This window comes from Haloplanus sp. HW8-1 (assembly GCF_023703795.1).
GTDB lineage: Archaea > Halobacteriota > Halobacteria > Halobacteriales > Haloferacaceae > Haloplanus > Haloplanus pelagicus.
On the sequence record NZ_CP098518.1, the window covers coordinates 1,267,229 to 1,280,156 of the forward strand.

The following is a 12,928-nucleotide window of genomic DNA, read 5'->3' on the forward strand; positions in this document are numbered from 1 at the left end:
TATTTAACCGGGTCGCGGTTCTCGAATCGACCGATGGCGCTGCTCGGGAACCTGATCTTCGTCTTCCTCGCGGGGTTGGTGACGGCACTAGCGACGGGGCTGGGAGCGATCCCGTTTTTCCTCGTCGACGACGTGAGCGATCGCTGGAACGTAGTACTGTGGGGGCTGGCCTCGGGGATCATGGTCTCGGCGTCGGTGTTCGGCCTGGTGTTCGAGGGCCTGTCGGCCGCCGACTCGCCGCTGGAAATCGTTCCCGGGTTGATCGCGGGCGTGGTACTCGTCGTCGTCGCCCACGAAGTGATCGAGGGGTACGAAGTGAGTCCGAAGACGTACGAGGAGGCCGACTTCCGGAAACTGCTGCTCATCCTCGGAGTGCTGACCGTCCATAGCTTCCCGGAGGGTGTCGCCGTCGGCGTCTCCTTCGCCGATCTGGGGCTGGAGCAAGCCGCCGGAACGACGCTTGGCCTGTTCGGCTTCGCCGTCCCGTTGCTCGCCGTGTTCATGACCGTCGCCATCTCGATCCACAACGTACCGGAGGGCGTGGCGATATCGATCCCCCTCCGGACACTCGGCGTCTCCGAGTGGAAGATGGTCTGGTGGGCGGTCTTCTCCAGTCTCCCTCAGCCGATCGGTGCGGTGATCGCCTTCCTGTTCGTCCGCGTCGCCCGGGAGTTCCTCCCGGTCGGGTTCGGCTTCGCGGCCGGGGCGATGGTCTACCTCGTCGTCACCGAGTTCGTCCCGGAGGCCCTCGATATCGGTGAGGGTCTGCCCGGCGGTGGGCGCCGCGAACTCCTGTTTGGCGTCGTGACCGGCGTCCTCGCGATGCTGCCGCTCCTGTTCGTTTAGTGGCTGTGGCCCGTCGCTTCCTCGAAGGTCATTCCGAAGCGCTCCTCGAACAGTTCCTCGGCCTTCTCGTTGATGGCCTCGAGGTCCGCCGGCACCTCACCGTCGGCGTGGTGGACGATGGCGTGGGAGCGCTGGACAAAGGAGAGCAGCGCGATCTCGGCGACCACGGTCGTCGAGTCCTCGCCTTGCTCGGCCAGCGTATCGACCAGCCCCGCGGGGAGTTCCAGTTCGTCGACGTCGCCGTCCGGCCCCTCGATGGTGTAGGTCTCGGTGTCGACCATGGCGCTACTGCGGCCCCACGGTATAAGGACGTGTGGGAATCCGTGCGCCCCTCGGGCGTCGAACGCCCGTTGGGTTCACACGGGAGTACCGGTGACCGTTCCACCGAACACGGCGGAGCCGTCAGTCCTCCCGGACGACGGTGACCGAGACGGGCGACTGGCGGATCACCCCCTCGGCGACGCTGCCGAGCAGTATCCGGGAGACACCCGACCGCCCGTGGCTCCCCATGACGATCCGGGTTACCCCGTGTTCCTCGGCGTACTCGACGATTTTCCGCGCGGGCTTGCCGACCAGCATCGCGGTGGTCAGTTCGACGCCGTGCTCCGCGGCGACGTCCTGCGCGTCGTCGAACAGTTCCGCCGTCAAGTTCTCCCAGCGGTCACGTGCGCCCTCCCCGAGGGATGGCTCCTCCCACGGCGGGAACGTCGGATCCGGCGGGTCGACCACGTAGATCACGTGGATCTCCGCGTCGCTGTGGTTGGTCAGCGCATCCCGAAGCGCCTTCATCGACAGCGGCGACGAGTCGATGGGAACCAGAATCCTATCTGACATGTGTGGTCGTACACTCATGGATCATATAAGCGCTTTGACCGGTCGCATCTCGTGGGAACCGTCGAGGAGTGAGGCGGGGCGTACGGAGTTCCGGCGACGCGAAACGGGGGCGGAGCTACTCGGACAGGAGGTGGCGCTTCTCTGCCGGGACGCCGTGTTCGCGGTAGAAGTCGGGATACCGTCGCTCGAGTTCGGTGTACTCGACGTCGTAGCCGAAGTATCCCGGCCCCCAGACGTCCAGTGCGTCGGACGTCCGCATGATCTCCGGCGTCGGGATGCCGAACACTCTGACTCGGTATCCGTAGCGAAGGGCTTCGGTCGTCACCGGCCGCCCGGTTTCGCGTTCGAGGACGACGATCAGGTCGGGAACGGTCGCGATGACGTCGCCGTCGAGACGAGCGATCAGGTTTTCGTTTTGGATCTCGATCCGGAGTCGGCTTCCGTCGTCCTCGTTCAGGCCGTCCATGTCGACGTGACCGACCGCGAACCCGCCCTCGGTCCGGCGCTGTACGTCGACGATCTTTCCCTCGAACAGTTCGATGGCCCGTCCGTAGTTCGAGTCGGCGGTCACCCGCTGGAGTGCCCGGATCGGATCTCCCTCCGGTGGATCACGGATCGCGGCGCCGATCTCCATGCCGAGGCTGATCGTGTTCGGAATGCTCGTCTCCTTGACTTGTGTCCCCGACATGGGGTAGTCACAGAGGAACGAGGCCCCGCCCATCTCGATCGTCACCGCCCGGGCGAAACTCTCCAGGACACGATTACTCCCGGTTTCGAACAGGGACACGTCGCCCTGTTCGTCGGAGATGACGGCCGGCGTACCGTCGACACCGTAGACGTTCCAGGTCTCGTGGTGGAGTTCCGGGAACGCACGGCCCATCCCGTCGGCGTCGACGAGGGGGAGATCGGTCCGGGCGGCGACGGTGAACGGGATCGTGGAGTTCATGCCGCCACACTCGATCGGCATCGTCGCGAACACCTCGCGGTCGAACTCCTCGGCGAGTCGTTCGAGCGACCGGATCGCCTCCCTGCCCTCGGGGAGTTTTTCGAGGATGACCGTCGGCGCACCCATCATCGCCGACGGGATCACGAGGGCGTCGTCGGGTACCTCCTCGGGATCGAGCATCGTCACCGGGCCGTACTCCTCGATGGCCTGTTGGGCCATCAGTTTGCCCACGTGTGGATCCCCACCGCCGCCGGTTCCGAGGACGGCCGCCCCGACCGACAGGTTCTCCATATCCTCGGTCGTCACTTCGCGCATCTACGTTTCCTCCCCTTCGACGCGGAGGTCGCCGGCGGCCTGCACCCGCAGTCGAACGGCGTTGCCGGGAAGATAGGAGAGGGGAACCTCTTCGAGATCGACGATCTCGACGGTGTCCGGATCGGCCCCCGCCTCGACGGCGTCCTGCCGAGCGAGGCGCTTTGCCTCCGCCAGCGCCTCCTCGCGGGGTTGATCGTCCAGCGAGAAGACCCGGTCTACGTGCCCGGAGACCTGAGCGATCGCCGCACCGATGGCGTTGGCCACGTCGTAGTGATCGGGTTTGTCGACCTCCGAGGCCCCTGTCAGCTCGGTCGGAAGCAGGATGCTTCCGCCGCCGACCACGGCGACGGGGACGTCGCCGGCACTGGTTTTCATCTCGTCGATCGTTCGCTCCACGCGTTCGACGATGTCGTCGCTCACGGCCGCGACGAGTTCGTCACGCAGTTCGGGGTCGGTGGTTCCGAACGAGGCCCGACCCAACTCGATCGCGACGTCGGTAGCCGTCGTCACCGAACCGCCGAAACAGCGCGCCTCCGATTCGAGTTCGTAGCCGACGCTGTCCGGACCGACGCTGACGTCGCCGTCCTCCTCGCGAACGATGCTTCCGCCACCCAGTCCGATCGAGATCAGGTCGGGCATGCGGAAGTTGGTCTTGACCCCGCCGATCTCGACCGCGACGGCACTCTCACGGGGGAAGCCGTCGGAGAGCGCGCCGACGTCGGTGGTCGTGCCGCCCACGTCGATGATGATTCCGTCCCGGAGTCCCGAGAGGTACGCGGCCCCCCGGATGCTGTTTGCCGGTCCACAGGCGACGGTGAAGATCGGATACCGTTCGGCGTAGTCGACGCCCATCAGCGTCCCGTCGTTCTGGCCGAAGTAGAACTGGGCGTCGAGGTCGTGCCGGTCCATGGCGGTCCGGAACGCCGTACTGGCTTCCCGAATGACCCCCGTCAGTGCGGCGTTGAGGACGGTCGCGTTCTCGCGTTCGAGGAGTCCGACGCTCCCGATCTCGCTCGACAGCGACACCGGGATCTCTTCTCCGAGTTCCTCCCGAACGAGTTCGGCGACACGCCGTTCGTGATCGTCCCGAACCGGAGAAAAGACCGAGGTGACGGCCACGCTGTCCACGACGTCGGCCTTCTCACGACAGAACTCACGCACCGCGGTCTCGTCGAGGTCGGTGATCGGTTCGCCGTCGAACTCGTGGCCACCCTCGACGATGGTGGTGTGTCCGCCGATCGCGCCCACGAGGTCGTCGGGCCACTCCAATAGCGGCCGGATCGCTAGCGTCGCAGGGGCCCCGACTCGAATGACCCCGACCTGATTCAGGTTCCGTCGTTCCGTGACGGCGTTCGTACAGTGGGTCGTACCCAACATCACGGACTCGACGGCGGTCCTGTCGAACTCGTCGCCGAGTACCTCCTCCAACGCGGTGACGATGCCCCCGGTGACGTCCTCCGTGGTCGGCGTTTTCGTTTTCGCGATGAGACGATCCGATTCGTCGAGGACGACGGCGTCGGTGTTCGTGCCGCCGACGTCGATACCGATTCTGTAGCTCATGATGGGGTGTGGATGATGTCGCTGGTTGCCGCCCGCTGCTCGATGGGAACGTACTCGGTCTCGTATCCGAAAAAGGCGGGGCCACCGAGTTCGATGCCCGCTGCCGTTCGCCACGGGTCGGCACATTCGAGACCGAGAACGTCGACCCGGTATCCGTATTTCAGTTCCTCCGTCGTCACGGGCTGACCGGTCTCCTTCTCGATGATGGAGATGAGGTCCGGTGCAGTCGCCAGTATTTCGTCTTCGGTTTCGGCGATCAGAAATTCGTTCTGGAACTCGAGGGTGAGTTCGTGGCCGTCGAACGCGTCGAGTCCCTCGATCGTCGCCGTCCCCTGCGCGAAGCCTTCGGTCGTTCGTCGCTTGACGTCGGTCACCTTGCCGGAGAACAGGTGATGACCGTCGAACTCCCGGGCCAACACCTCGATCGGGGCGGCCGCGCGTTCGTCGACGGTTCGGATCGTCCGACCGATCTCCTCGGCGAGCGAGAGGCTTCCGTGGATCGCGTGCGCTTTGGTCTCCGCGCCGGTGTGACTGTAGATGGCGATCATCGCGGAGCCACCCATGTCGACGCTGATCGACCGGGAGAACGTCTCCGTCCAGGCGTTGTCGACGGTCTCTAAGAACAGCGAGTTTCCCTTTTCGTCCGCCATCGACATCGGCGTCGCGTCGATCCCGCCGAGGGTGAGCGTCGTCTGGGGAATCTCCGGAAACGCGCGGCCCATTCCGTCGGCGTCGACGATCGGTACGTCGAGTGTCGCGGCGACGCCGAGGGGGATCGTCGAGTTCAGCCCGCCGGCTTCGATACTCATCGTCGCGTACGCCTCCTGTCCGACGTATCGCTCGAGCGCTTCGAAGGCCTCGACCGGTTCCGTCCCGCGCGGTAGTTTCTCGAGCATCACCGTCGGTGCGCCCATCATCGCCGAGGGAACGACGAGCGCATCGTCGGGGACCTCTTCGGGATCGAGCAGCGTTACTGGCCCGTTCTTCTCGATCGCCTGCTTGGCCATCAGTTTACCCACGTGTGGATCCCCACCGCCACCGGTGCCGAGAACGGCCGCGCCCGTGGCGATGGATTCGATATGCTCGCTGGTCAGTTCGCGCATCGGTCGACTACTGACTCCCCCCGGGTACTAATCGGCTTGGTCCGGATCTCATCGTCGATCCACCGTTCACGAAGAACACGTTCGTTCTCTAAAATCATATAAAGTTTGGTTTGACAACCTATCCTACACGTATTATTCTATGATTTATTCATCTATCGAGCTTCCAATACAACAAACGACTATGCGATCAAAAGATATTTTTCATAGGGCGCCAATGCAAGCGTGTCAATGTCTGACACTAGCTCATGGCGCGACGATATCGGGGATCACGCCCTCGTACCAGTACCGGACGACGAAAAGAGAAGTATGCTAAACGTGTTCTTGGTGTATTCGGGGGTGCTCGCCGTGTTCGCGTTCATCGCGGTCGGGACGAGCATCGGAACGCAGTTCGCCCTTCGCGAGCAGATCATCATCGCCGTCCTGGCGAGTATCGTGCTCGCAGTGGTGGGCTCGGGGCTCGCCTACATCGGGGGGCTCACGTCCCTCTCGACGTACATCACGATGCGGTATCCGTTCGGGTACATCGGGGCGTGGATCTGGGGCGTCGTGATCAGCGGCATCCCCAGCGGGATCGGCTGGTTCGCCTTCGAGACGTGGCTGTTCGGCGTCACGATCAACGCGCTGGCGCCGAACACGTTCCTAGGTGACGTCGGAATCGCGGCCATCTGGGGCGGCATCCTGATGATGGCGACCGCCTACTACGGCTACGGCGGACTCTCGATCCTGAGTTACCTGGCAGTCCCGATGTTCTTCCTGCTCGCCATCGCGGGCATCATGGTGGGACTGGACGCCACGTCGACGATCGGAGAGCTGTTCGCGATGTCCCCCCAGGATCCCGGGGCCACGATCGGGACGGGCGTGACGATCGTCGTGGGCTCGTACATCGTCGGAGCCTCGATCACGATGGACATCGCCCGCTACGCGAAGCGATCCTGGTTCGCCCCGACCGCCTGGGCGGTCCAGATCTTCCTCTTCATGCCGATCGTCGTCGTCGGCGCGGGGATCATGACCCTGACGACCGGACAGGGCGACTTCGCACAGGTGATGCTCGGCGCCGGACTCGGGCTCGGCGTGTTCCTGATGGCGCTGTTCGGCTTCTGGAGCACGAACGACAACAACCTGTACGTCGGTGCCCTGTCGTGGTCGCTGTTCGTGCCGCTGAAAAAGAAGTTCATCGTGGTTCTGGAGGGGATCATCGGCACCGGGATCGCGGCCTACGTCGGCTTCTCGGCCGGCGCCTCCATGGACCCGTTCGTCGCGTTCCTGGGACTGCTCGGCAACGTCATTCCGGCCGCGGCGGGCGTCATCCTCGCCGACTTCTACATCTATCGCTGGCTCAAGGGGACGAGCCTCGGCGACAGATACGAGTACGCCCCGGGTCAGGAGTTCGGACTCGTCGTGTGGCCCGGCTGGGTCGCCGGGGTCCTCGGCGCCTATCTCGGTGGCTTCTACATGAGCGGCGGGATCGGCAGCGTCAACGTCCTCCTGATCGCGGCGACGCTCCACGTCGTGCTCATGTACGGCGCCGACATTGTCGACATCCCGACGGAACTCGGATCGACCTCGATCGATCAGAGCGGACAGAGCCCCGAAATCCACAAAAACGTCGCTGGCGGCGACGGTCGCGATTCGGTGGGGGGTGACTGACGATGGGGATCACGCTCTCACAGGGACAGGCGGACGATCTGAGTCGAGACGAGTTCCTCTCGGTGTCGGTCCGTCTCGCGTACCTCTCGGCGGGACTCGCCGTGGTTCTGGCCGTCGTCGCCGCACTGATGTGGAGTAGCAACATGTGGACGGCGCTCATCTCGGTGTTGGTCGCTGCCGCACAACTCGTCATCGCCGGGACCCTCCCCACGCGGATGCGAAAGCGAGCCGACCTCCGTGACGCCGGGAACGTGGTCGTCCAGCACAGTTGGTTGCTCCTCTCGATCGCCATCGCGGCACTGGCGATCTATCCGTCGCCCTTCTTCGAGGTCACGACCGTGTGGTTCTCGCTGGCGATGCTCGTGGGGCTCGCGTGGGCCATCATCGGCGTGTACAACCTCCATCGGAGCATCACTCGTGCGGGTGCCCGGCTGACCATCTGAGAGACCGCCTCGACCCGCCATTCGACTCCCGACTTCTCGCCGTTCTAAACGAGGGATTCACGACCGGAGTCCGTCGATTCGAAGGCGTTTCCGAGGGTGCGAGCCGGTCACGACGCCTGCGGATCGCTACTCGCCCCGCAGCGCTCTCGTCGCCTCCCAGTCTATGCTCCCGTCCTCGGTAACGACGACGCCGTAGTCGTCCCGTGCGGACTCCCGCGAGACGTAGCCGTTTCGTACGTCGTCACGGACCGCCTCCGGATCGCGATCGAGCGGATCGCCGTATCCGCCGCCGCCGCCGGACCGGTTCGACAGCACCTCGCCGGCCTCGAACCACCCCTGCATCATCCCCGTGTACTGTTCGTCGGGGTCCGGATCGTAGTCGGCGTCGTTGTCGACGAGGAAGTCGAACCGGTCGCGCCACCCTTCCTCGCCGTTGCTTTCGACGACGACGACGTTTCGCTCCCCCGGTTCGCCGCCGTCGAGTCCCCAGCCCTCGGTTCGGGTCTTTTTGATGAGCGTGATTCCTTTCACGTCGTCGAGGAAGCGGTAGTCCCGACGGACGCCGAGACCGCCGCGGAACTCGCCGATTCCCCCCGAATCCTGTCGAAGGGTGAGTTCGTCGAATCGGATCGGGACCTTGTTTTCGAACACCTCGATCGGGATGTTCTGCACGCGGGTCTCGCTGATGTGCATCAGCGCGTTCGCCCCGTCCATCCCGTCGGTCGCGCCCCAGCCGACGCCCTCGTTCGAAGACTCGATGAACATCTCTCCGGTCTCGGGGTCCTCCGCGACGAGAACGATCCCACAGAGGTCACCGCCGGAACTGGCCGGAACGCGGTCCGGCATCCCCTTCGCGACCGCTTTGTACACCACTTCGACGCCGAGGATGCCCGTCCAGATCGTGAACGTCGGCGCCGGATAGGTCGCGTGAAAGAGGTTCCCCTCCGGGGCGACGACCGAGAGGGGTTCGTACTGCCCGGCGTTCGACGGTTCGTCCGGGGTCGTGAGGGTCTTCAAGACGAGTTTACAGACCGTCTCGGTCATTCCGTAGGGGAGGTTGACCGGGCCGGCGACCTCGTCGGACGATCCGGAGAAATCGACCGTGAACTCCTCGCCGTCCACGGTCACCTCGACGTCCATACGGACGAGATCGTCGGTGATGCCGTCGTTGTCGAGGAAGTCCACGGCCGACCACGTCCCGTCCGGGAGGTCGGCGACACCCTCTTTGGCGGTCCGGCGTCCGTGCTGGAGGATCCGGTCGATTGCCGCGTCGACCGTCGAGGACCCGTATTTCTCGTGCAGTTCCTGAACCCGCCGTTTGCCAGTGTTGAGGGCGGCGATCTGGGCGTTGACGTCGCCGATCACCTTCTTCGGCGTCCGGGAGTTGTACCGGAGGAGTTCGAAGATCTCCTCGTCGGGTTCGCCGCCCTTGTAGATCTTCGTCCCGGGGAACACGAGGCCCTCCTGGTGCATGTCCGTGGAGTCGATCACGTAGCCGGACTCCTTGGCCCCCAGATCGAGCCAGTGTGCGCGGATCACGGCGTAGCCGACGTGTTCGTCCCCGGAGTAGATCGGCGAGAACAGACAGACGTCGAGCGTGTGGGCCGAACTCCAGTACGGGTAGTTCATGATGACGATATCGCCCGGGTCGAGGTTCTCCTCGCCGACGTACTCGACGCCCTTTTTCAGGCCGTAGTCGTTCGCGCCGAGGAACATCGTCAGCCCCGGCGAGTCCGCCACGAGGTTCATGTCGGCGTCGTACAGCGAGATGCCGAAATCCAGGATCTCGTAGATGATCGTGTTGTAGGACGTCCGGATGAGGGTCCGTTGCATCTCGTTTGCCGCCGACGACAGGTAGTTCCGGATGACCTCGACCGTGGCGGCATCGACGTCGCTCATCGGTCCACCTCCGTGATGATGAGGTGACCGTAGTCGTCGACCCTCGCCTCCTGATCCGAGTGGAAGACGATCGTCGTCGTGGGTTCGCGCACGATAGCCGGTCCCGGAATCACTTGCCCCGCCGCGAGTCGGTCGCGACGATACACGTCGAACGCCACCACCTCGTCGCTGGCGAAACAGTGCGCTTCCTGTGTGCCGACCACCTCGTCGCCCGACTCCCCCCCCTCGCGGCGGGAGATATCCGGGGTCTCGGTTTCCCCGATACCGCGGACGCGGAGGTGGACTGCCTCCGCCGGATCGTCCATCGTATGGCCGTAGCGCCGTCGGTGTTGCTCGGCGAACCGATCCGCGAGTTCGTCGACGCTTTCGAGGCCGTCGGCCGGCACCTTGACCGTGTGTTCCTGTCCGAGGTAGCGCATTTCGACCGACCGCTCGGTCCGGCGATCCGTGGGGTCGAACCCCTCGTCGGCGAGCGTGGTGTGGGCCTCCTCTTCCAATCCCTCGAACCACGATTCGAGGGCCGAGCGCTCGACGTCCCGGAGCGGTACGAGTTCCGTCTGGGAGAAGTCGTACACCACGTTCGTCATCTGCATGCCGTACGCCGAGAACACCGACGGTGCCTGTGGGATGATCACCTCCTTGGCGCCGAGTTCGCGAGCCAACAGCGGGACGAACATCGGCCCGGCGCCGCCGTAGCCGACCATCGAGAAGTCCCGGGGATCGAGTCCCTTCTCGACGGTGATCTCACGGATCGTGCCGACGGTGTTGGCGAGCGTGACTTCGAAGACACCCTGACTGACCTCCGAAACCGTCGAATCCAGCGGGTCCGCGAGGTTCGTCTCGATCCCGTCTCTGGTCCGTTTCTCCGCGAGTTCCATCTCACCGCCGAGGAACCACTGGGGGTCGATGTATCCGAGCGCGACCGCCGCGTCGGTCAGGGTCGGGTCCTCGCCGCCCTGACCGTAGCAGATCGGCCCGGGATCGGCCCCGGCGCTCTTCGGGCCGACGCGGAGGATCTCGCCGTCGAGCCACGCGATGGACCCCCCACCCGCCCCGATGGTACGGATGTCGTACACCGGAATCATCATCCGGAGGTTTCCGAGCGACGCCTCGTACTCCACGGACGGCGACCCGTCCTCGATCACGCAGGCGTCCAGACTCGTGCCACCCATGTCCACCGCGATTAGATCCTCCCTGTCGATGATCTCCCCGACCCGCGCCGAACCGATGATTCCGCCGGCCGGCCCGGAGAGGATCGTGTGGACGGGGGCAGTCTTCGCGTTCTCCGCCGCCAGCGCGCCACCACCGGAACGGGTGATGAAGAAGCTACCATCGAACCCGCGGTCCGTGAGTCCCGTCGCTAACCGATCCACGTACGACTCGAAGATCGGCTTGATGTACGCGTCGAGGACCGTCGTCGAGGTCCGTTCGAACTCCCGGTATTCGCCCGTGATGTCCTGTGAGGTCGAGACGCTCACGTCGGGTGCCCGTTCGCGAATGATCTCCGCGGCCCGTTGCTCGTGGGCGTCGTTCTGATAAGCGTGGAGAAAACAGACGGCGGCGGAGTCGACCGCCGTGGCCAACTCGTCGGCGACCCGTTCGACCCCGCCCTCGTCAAGCGGTTCGACCACCTCGCCGTCCGCGTCCAGGCGGCCGGGGACGCCGTAGCGGTGCCGACGCTCCACTAGCGGGTCCGGGGCGTCGTAGGGAACGGTGTACATGTCCTCCACGGGACGGTCGTACCGTCCGATCTCGAAGACGTCGGTGAACCCCTCGTTGGTTACGATTCCGGTCGTCGCCCCCTCGCGCTCCAGAAACGCGTTGATCCCCAGGGTCGTGCCGTGAACGAACGTCCGGATCTCGTCGAGGTCGACGTCCAGTTTCTCGATGGCCGCGAAGACGCCCCGCGTCGGGTCCTCTTCGGTCGTCGGCGCCTTCTCCAACCGCATCTCGCCGCTGTCCCGATCGAAGGCGATCGCATCGACGAACGTTCCACCGATATCGACCGCGAGTTGCTGGTTCATACAGAATCGATCGCATATGTTGGTACCGGTTAACAAATATCTTGTCCACACTCACGATTGGTATTATTGCTTTTTTCACAGAATATTAATAATCGTTCGTGTTGCTCCGCCACGGTGTCGGGACGTCGCAGTTCCGACCGTGGGGAAGGTAGTGAGGTGTCGGGGGGCGAGTCGCTCAGTCGTCGCTCTCGGCCGCCGCTGGTTCGTCGGCCTCCGCGGCCGCGCGCTCCCGATCCAGATCCTCCAGGTAGCCGTCGGCGTCGATGGCGGCCTTACACCCCATGCCGCCCGCGGTGATGGCCTGCTGGTAGTGATAGTCGACCACGTCGCCGGCGCCGAACAGGCCGGGAACGCCGGTCGCCGTCTGGCCGCCGCCCTCGCCGCCGGCCGTCTCCAGATACCCCTCGTCGTCCATCTCCACGTCGAGACCGGTGAGATACTCGGTGTTCGGCGTGTGTCCGATGGCGTAGAAGACCGCGCCGGCATCGAACTCGAACTCCTCGGTGTCGGGGTCGTCGAGGTTGTCCGTGGGGTGACCGTCGGGGTTGTGGACCATGGTCACGTGGTCGACGCCCTCTGCCTGGGTGCCGTGAAGTTCGGTCACCTCGGTGTTTAACTTGAGTTCGATGTCGCCGTCCTCGACGTGTTCCATCACGCGGTCGATCCAGTAGTCCTCGGCACGGAACTCGTCACGGCGGTGGACCAGATAGACCGTCGAGGCGAACTTCGTGAGGAAGACGGCCTCCTCGCAGGCGGCGTCGCCGCCGCCCACGACGACGATCTCCTCGTCGCGGAAGAAGGCCCCGTCACAGGTTGCACACGTCGACAGCCCGTATCCCATGAGTTCGTCTTCCCCGGGGATGCCGAGAGTGCGGGCGCTCGCCCCCGAGGCGGCGATGACCGCGTCGGCCGTGTACGCGTCGCCGTTCGATAGCGTGACGCGGAAGGTGTGGCCAGGTCCCGGGTCGTCGAGTACGTCGACCGACTCGACGACGCCGTTTGCTATCTCGGCGCCGAACTTGCGGGCCTGGGCTTTCATGTCGTTGACCAGTTCCGGGCCGCTGATCCCCTCCGGGAAACCCGGGTAGTTGTCGACCTCGGTCGTCAGCGTCAACTGCCCACCGGGTTCGTCCCCCTCGAACACCAGGGGTTCGTTGTTCGACCGCCCGGCGTAGACGGCGGCCGTGAGTCCCGCGATTCCACTCCCGGCGATGATGAGTCGTCGGTGCTCGACGACGTCGCTCTGGCTCATACGATGCGTTGGGGGGTTGGACCCATTTAGTTTGCGCTGTCGGGCGACCGGACGGGAGA

Annotated in this window: 11 protein-coding genes; 3 read left to right on the forward strand and 8 right to left on the reverse strand. The window is 64.7% G+C overall.

Features of this window, described 5'->3' with window-relative positions; genetic code table 11:
* Nucleotides 1-33 precede the first annotated feature (33 nt).
* Nucleotides 34-846: a ZIP family metal transporter gene (locus NBT82_RS06740; RefSeq protein WP_251330784.1), complete on the forward strand. Its 813-nt coding sequence runs from the start codon at nucleotides 34-36 to the stop codon at nucleotides 844-846.
* On the opposite strand, the gene NBT82_RS06745 is transcribed toward NBT82_RS06740, so the two are convergent.
* The 5 genes from NBT82_RS06745 to NBT82_RS06765 form a co-directional block, all read right to left on the reverse strand.
* Nucleotides 843-1,127, reverse strand: coding sequence for a DUF7545 family protein (locus tag NBT82_RS06745; protein WP_251330785.1), 285 nt, complete (start codon nucleotides 1,125-1,127; stop codon nucleotides 843-845). The two genes, NBT82_RS06740 and NBT82_RS06745, sit on opposite strands and share 4 nt — an antisense overlap.
* 121 nt (nucleotides 1,128-1,248) lie before the next feature.
* A complete protein-coding gene (locus NBT82_RS06750; protein ID WP_251330786.1) occupies nucleotides 1,249-1,680 on the reverse strand; it encodes a universal stress protein in 432 nt (143 codons plus the stop codon).
* 115 nt (nucleotides 1,681-1,795) lie between these two features.
* The gene (locus tag NBT82_RS06755; protein ID WP_251330787.1) at nucleotides 1,796-2,941 is read right to left on the reverse strand and encodes an S-methyl thiohydantoin desulfurase family protein; all 1,146 of its coding nucleotides are present in this window, start codon (nucleotides 2,939-2,941) and stop codon (nucleotides 1,796-1,798) included.
* On the reverse strand, nucleotides 2,942-4,501 hold the full coding sequence (locus NBT82_RS06760) for a hydantoinase/oxoprolinase N-terminal domain-containing protein (protein WP_251330788.1): 1,560 nt from the start codon (nucleotides 4,499-4,501) through the stop codon (nucleotides 2,942-2,944).
* Nucleotides 4,498-5,604 (reverse strand): S-methyl thiohydantoin desulfurase family protein, encoded by a 1,107-nt coding sequence (locus tag NBT82_RS06765; RefSeq protein WP_251330789.1) that lies wholly within the window; start codon nucleotides 5,602-5,604, stop codon nucleotides 4,498-4,500. The genes NBT82_RS06760 and NBT82_RS06765 overlap by 4 nt, the downstream gene beginning before the upstream one ends.
* Nucleotides 5,605-5,910: 306 nt before the next feature.
* Between NBT82_RS06765 and NBT82_RS06770 the strand changes: the two genes are divergently transcribed.
* Nucleotides 5,911-7,251: an SLC5/6 family protein gene (locus NBT82_RS06770; RefSeq protein ID WP_251330790.1), complete on the forward strand. Its 1,341-nt coding sequence runs from the start codon at nucleotides 5,911-5,913 to the stop codon at nucleotides 7,249-7,251.
* A 2-nt stretch (nucleotides 7,252-7,253) separates the two neighbouring features.
* Nucleotides 7,254-7,694, forward strand: coding sequence for a hypothetical protein (locus NBT82_RS06775; protein ID WP_251330791.1), 441 nt, complete (start codon nucleotides 7,254-7,256; stop codon nucleotides 7,692-7,694).
* Nucleotides 7,695-7,820: 126 nt separating this feature from the next.
* Here the strand turns inward: NBT82_RS06775 and NBT82_RS06780 are convergent, their stop codons facing one another.
* The 3 genes from NBT82_RS06780 to NBT82_RS06790 all read right to left on the reverse strand — a co-directional run bounded on the left by NBT82_RS06780 (nucleotide 7,821) and on the right by NBT82_RS06790 (nucleotide 12,869).
* Nucleotides 7,821-9,593, reverse strand: a complete 1,773-nt coding sequence (locus NBT82_RS06780; RefSeq protein WP_251330792.1) for a hydantoinase B/oxoprolinase family protein — start codon at nucleotides 9,591-9,593, stop codon at nucleotides 7,821-7,823.
* Entirely contained in the window at nucleotides 9,590-11,617 is a 2,028-nt protein-coding gene (locus NBT82_RS06785; protein ID WP_251330793.1) for a hydantoinase/oxoprolinase family protein, read from the reverse strand. Before NBT82_RS06785 ends, NBT82_RS06780 begins: the two co-directional genes overlap by 4 nt.
* A gap of 175 nt (nucleotides 11,618-11,792) precedes the next feature.
* A complete protein-coding gene (locus tag NBT82_RS06790) occupies nucleotides 11,793-12,869 on the reverse strand; it encodes an NAD(P)/FAD-dependent oxidoreductase (protein ID WP_251330794.1) in 1,077 nt (358 codons plus the stop codon).
* Nucleotides 12,870-12,928 lie beyond the last annotated feature (59 nt).

Bases quoted from the DNA above. Each gene is read 5' to 3' on its own strand.
- NBT82_RS06740 (WP_251330784.1), top strand. From the start codon at position 34: ATGGCGCTGCTCGGGAACCTGATCTTCGTCTTCCTCGCGGGGTTGGTG.
- NBT82_RS06745 (WP_251330785.1), bottom strand. From the start codon at position 1,127: ATGGTCGACACCGAGACCTACACCATCGAGGGGCCGGACGGCGACGTC.
- NBT82_RS06750 (WP_251330786.1), bottom strand. From the start codon at position 1,680: ATGTCAGATAGGATTCTGGTTCCCATCGACTCGTCGCCGCTGTCGATG.
- NBT82_RS06755 (WP_251330787.1), bottom strand. From the start codon at position 2,941: ATGCGCGAAGTGACGACCGAGGATATGGAGAACCTGTCGGTCGGGGCG.
- NBT82_RS06760 (WP_251330788.1), bottom strand. From the start codon at position 4,501: ATGAGCTACAGAATCGGTATCGACGTCGGCGGCACGAACACCGACGCC.
- NBT82_RS06765 (WP_251330789.1), bottom strand. From the start codon at position 5,604: ATGCGCGAACTGACCAGCGAGCATATCGAATCCATCGCCACGGGCGCG.
- NBT82_RS06770 (WP_251330790.1), top strand. From the start codon at position 5,911: ATGCTAAACGTGTTCTTGGTGTATTCGGGGGTGCTCGCCGTGTTCGCG.
- NBT82_RS06775 (WP_251330791.1), top strand. From the start codon at position 7,254: ATGGGGATCACGCTCTCACAGGGACAGGCGGACGATCTGAGTCGAGAC.
- NBT82_RS06780 (WP_251330792.1), bottom strand. From the start codon at position 9,593: ATGAGCGACGTCGATGCCGCCACGGTCGAGGTCATCCGGAACTACCTG.
- NBT82_RS06785 (WP_251330793.1), bottom strand. From the start codon at position 11,617: ATGAACCAGCAACTCGCGGTCGATATCGGTGGAACGTTCGTCGATGCG.
- NBT82_RS06790 (WP_251330794.1), bottom strand. From the start codon at position 12,869: ATGAGCCAGAGCGACGTCGTCGAGCACCGACGACTCATCATCGCCGGG.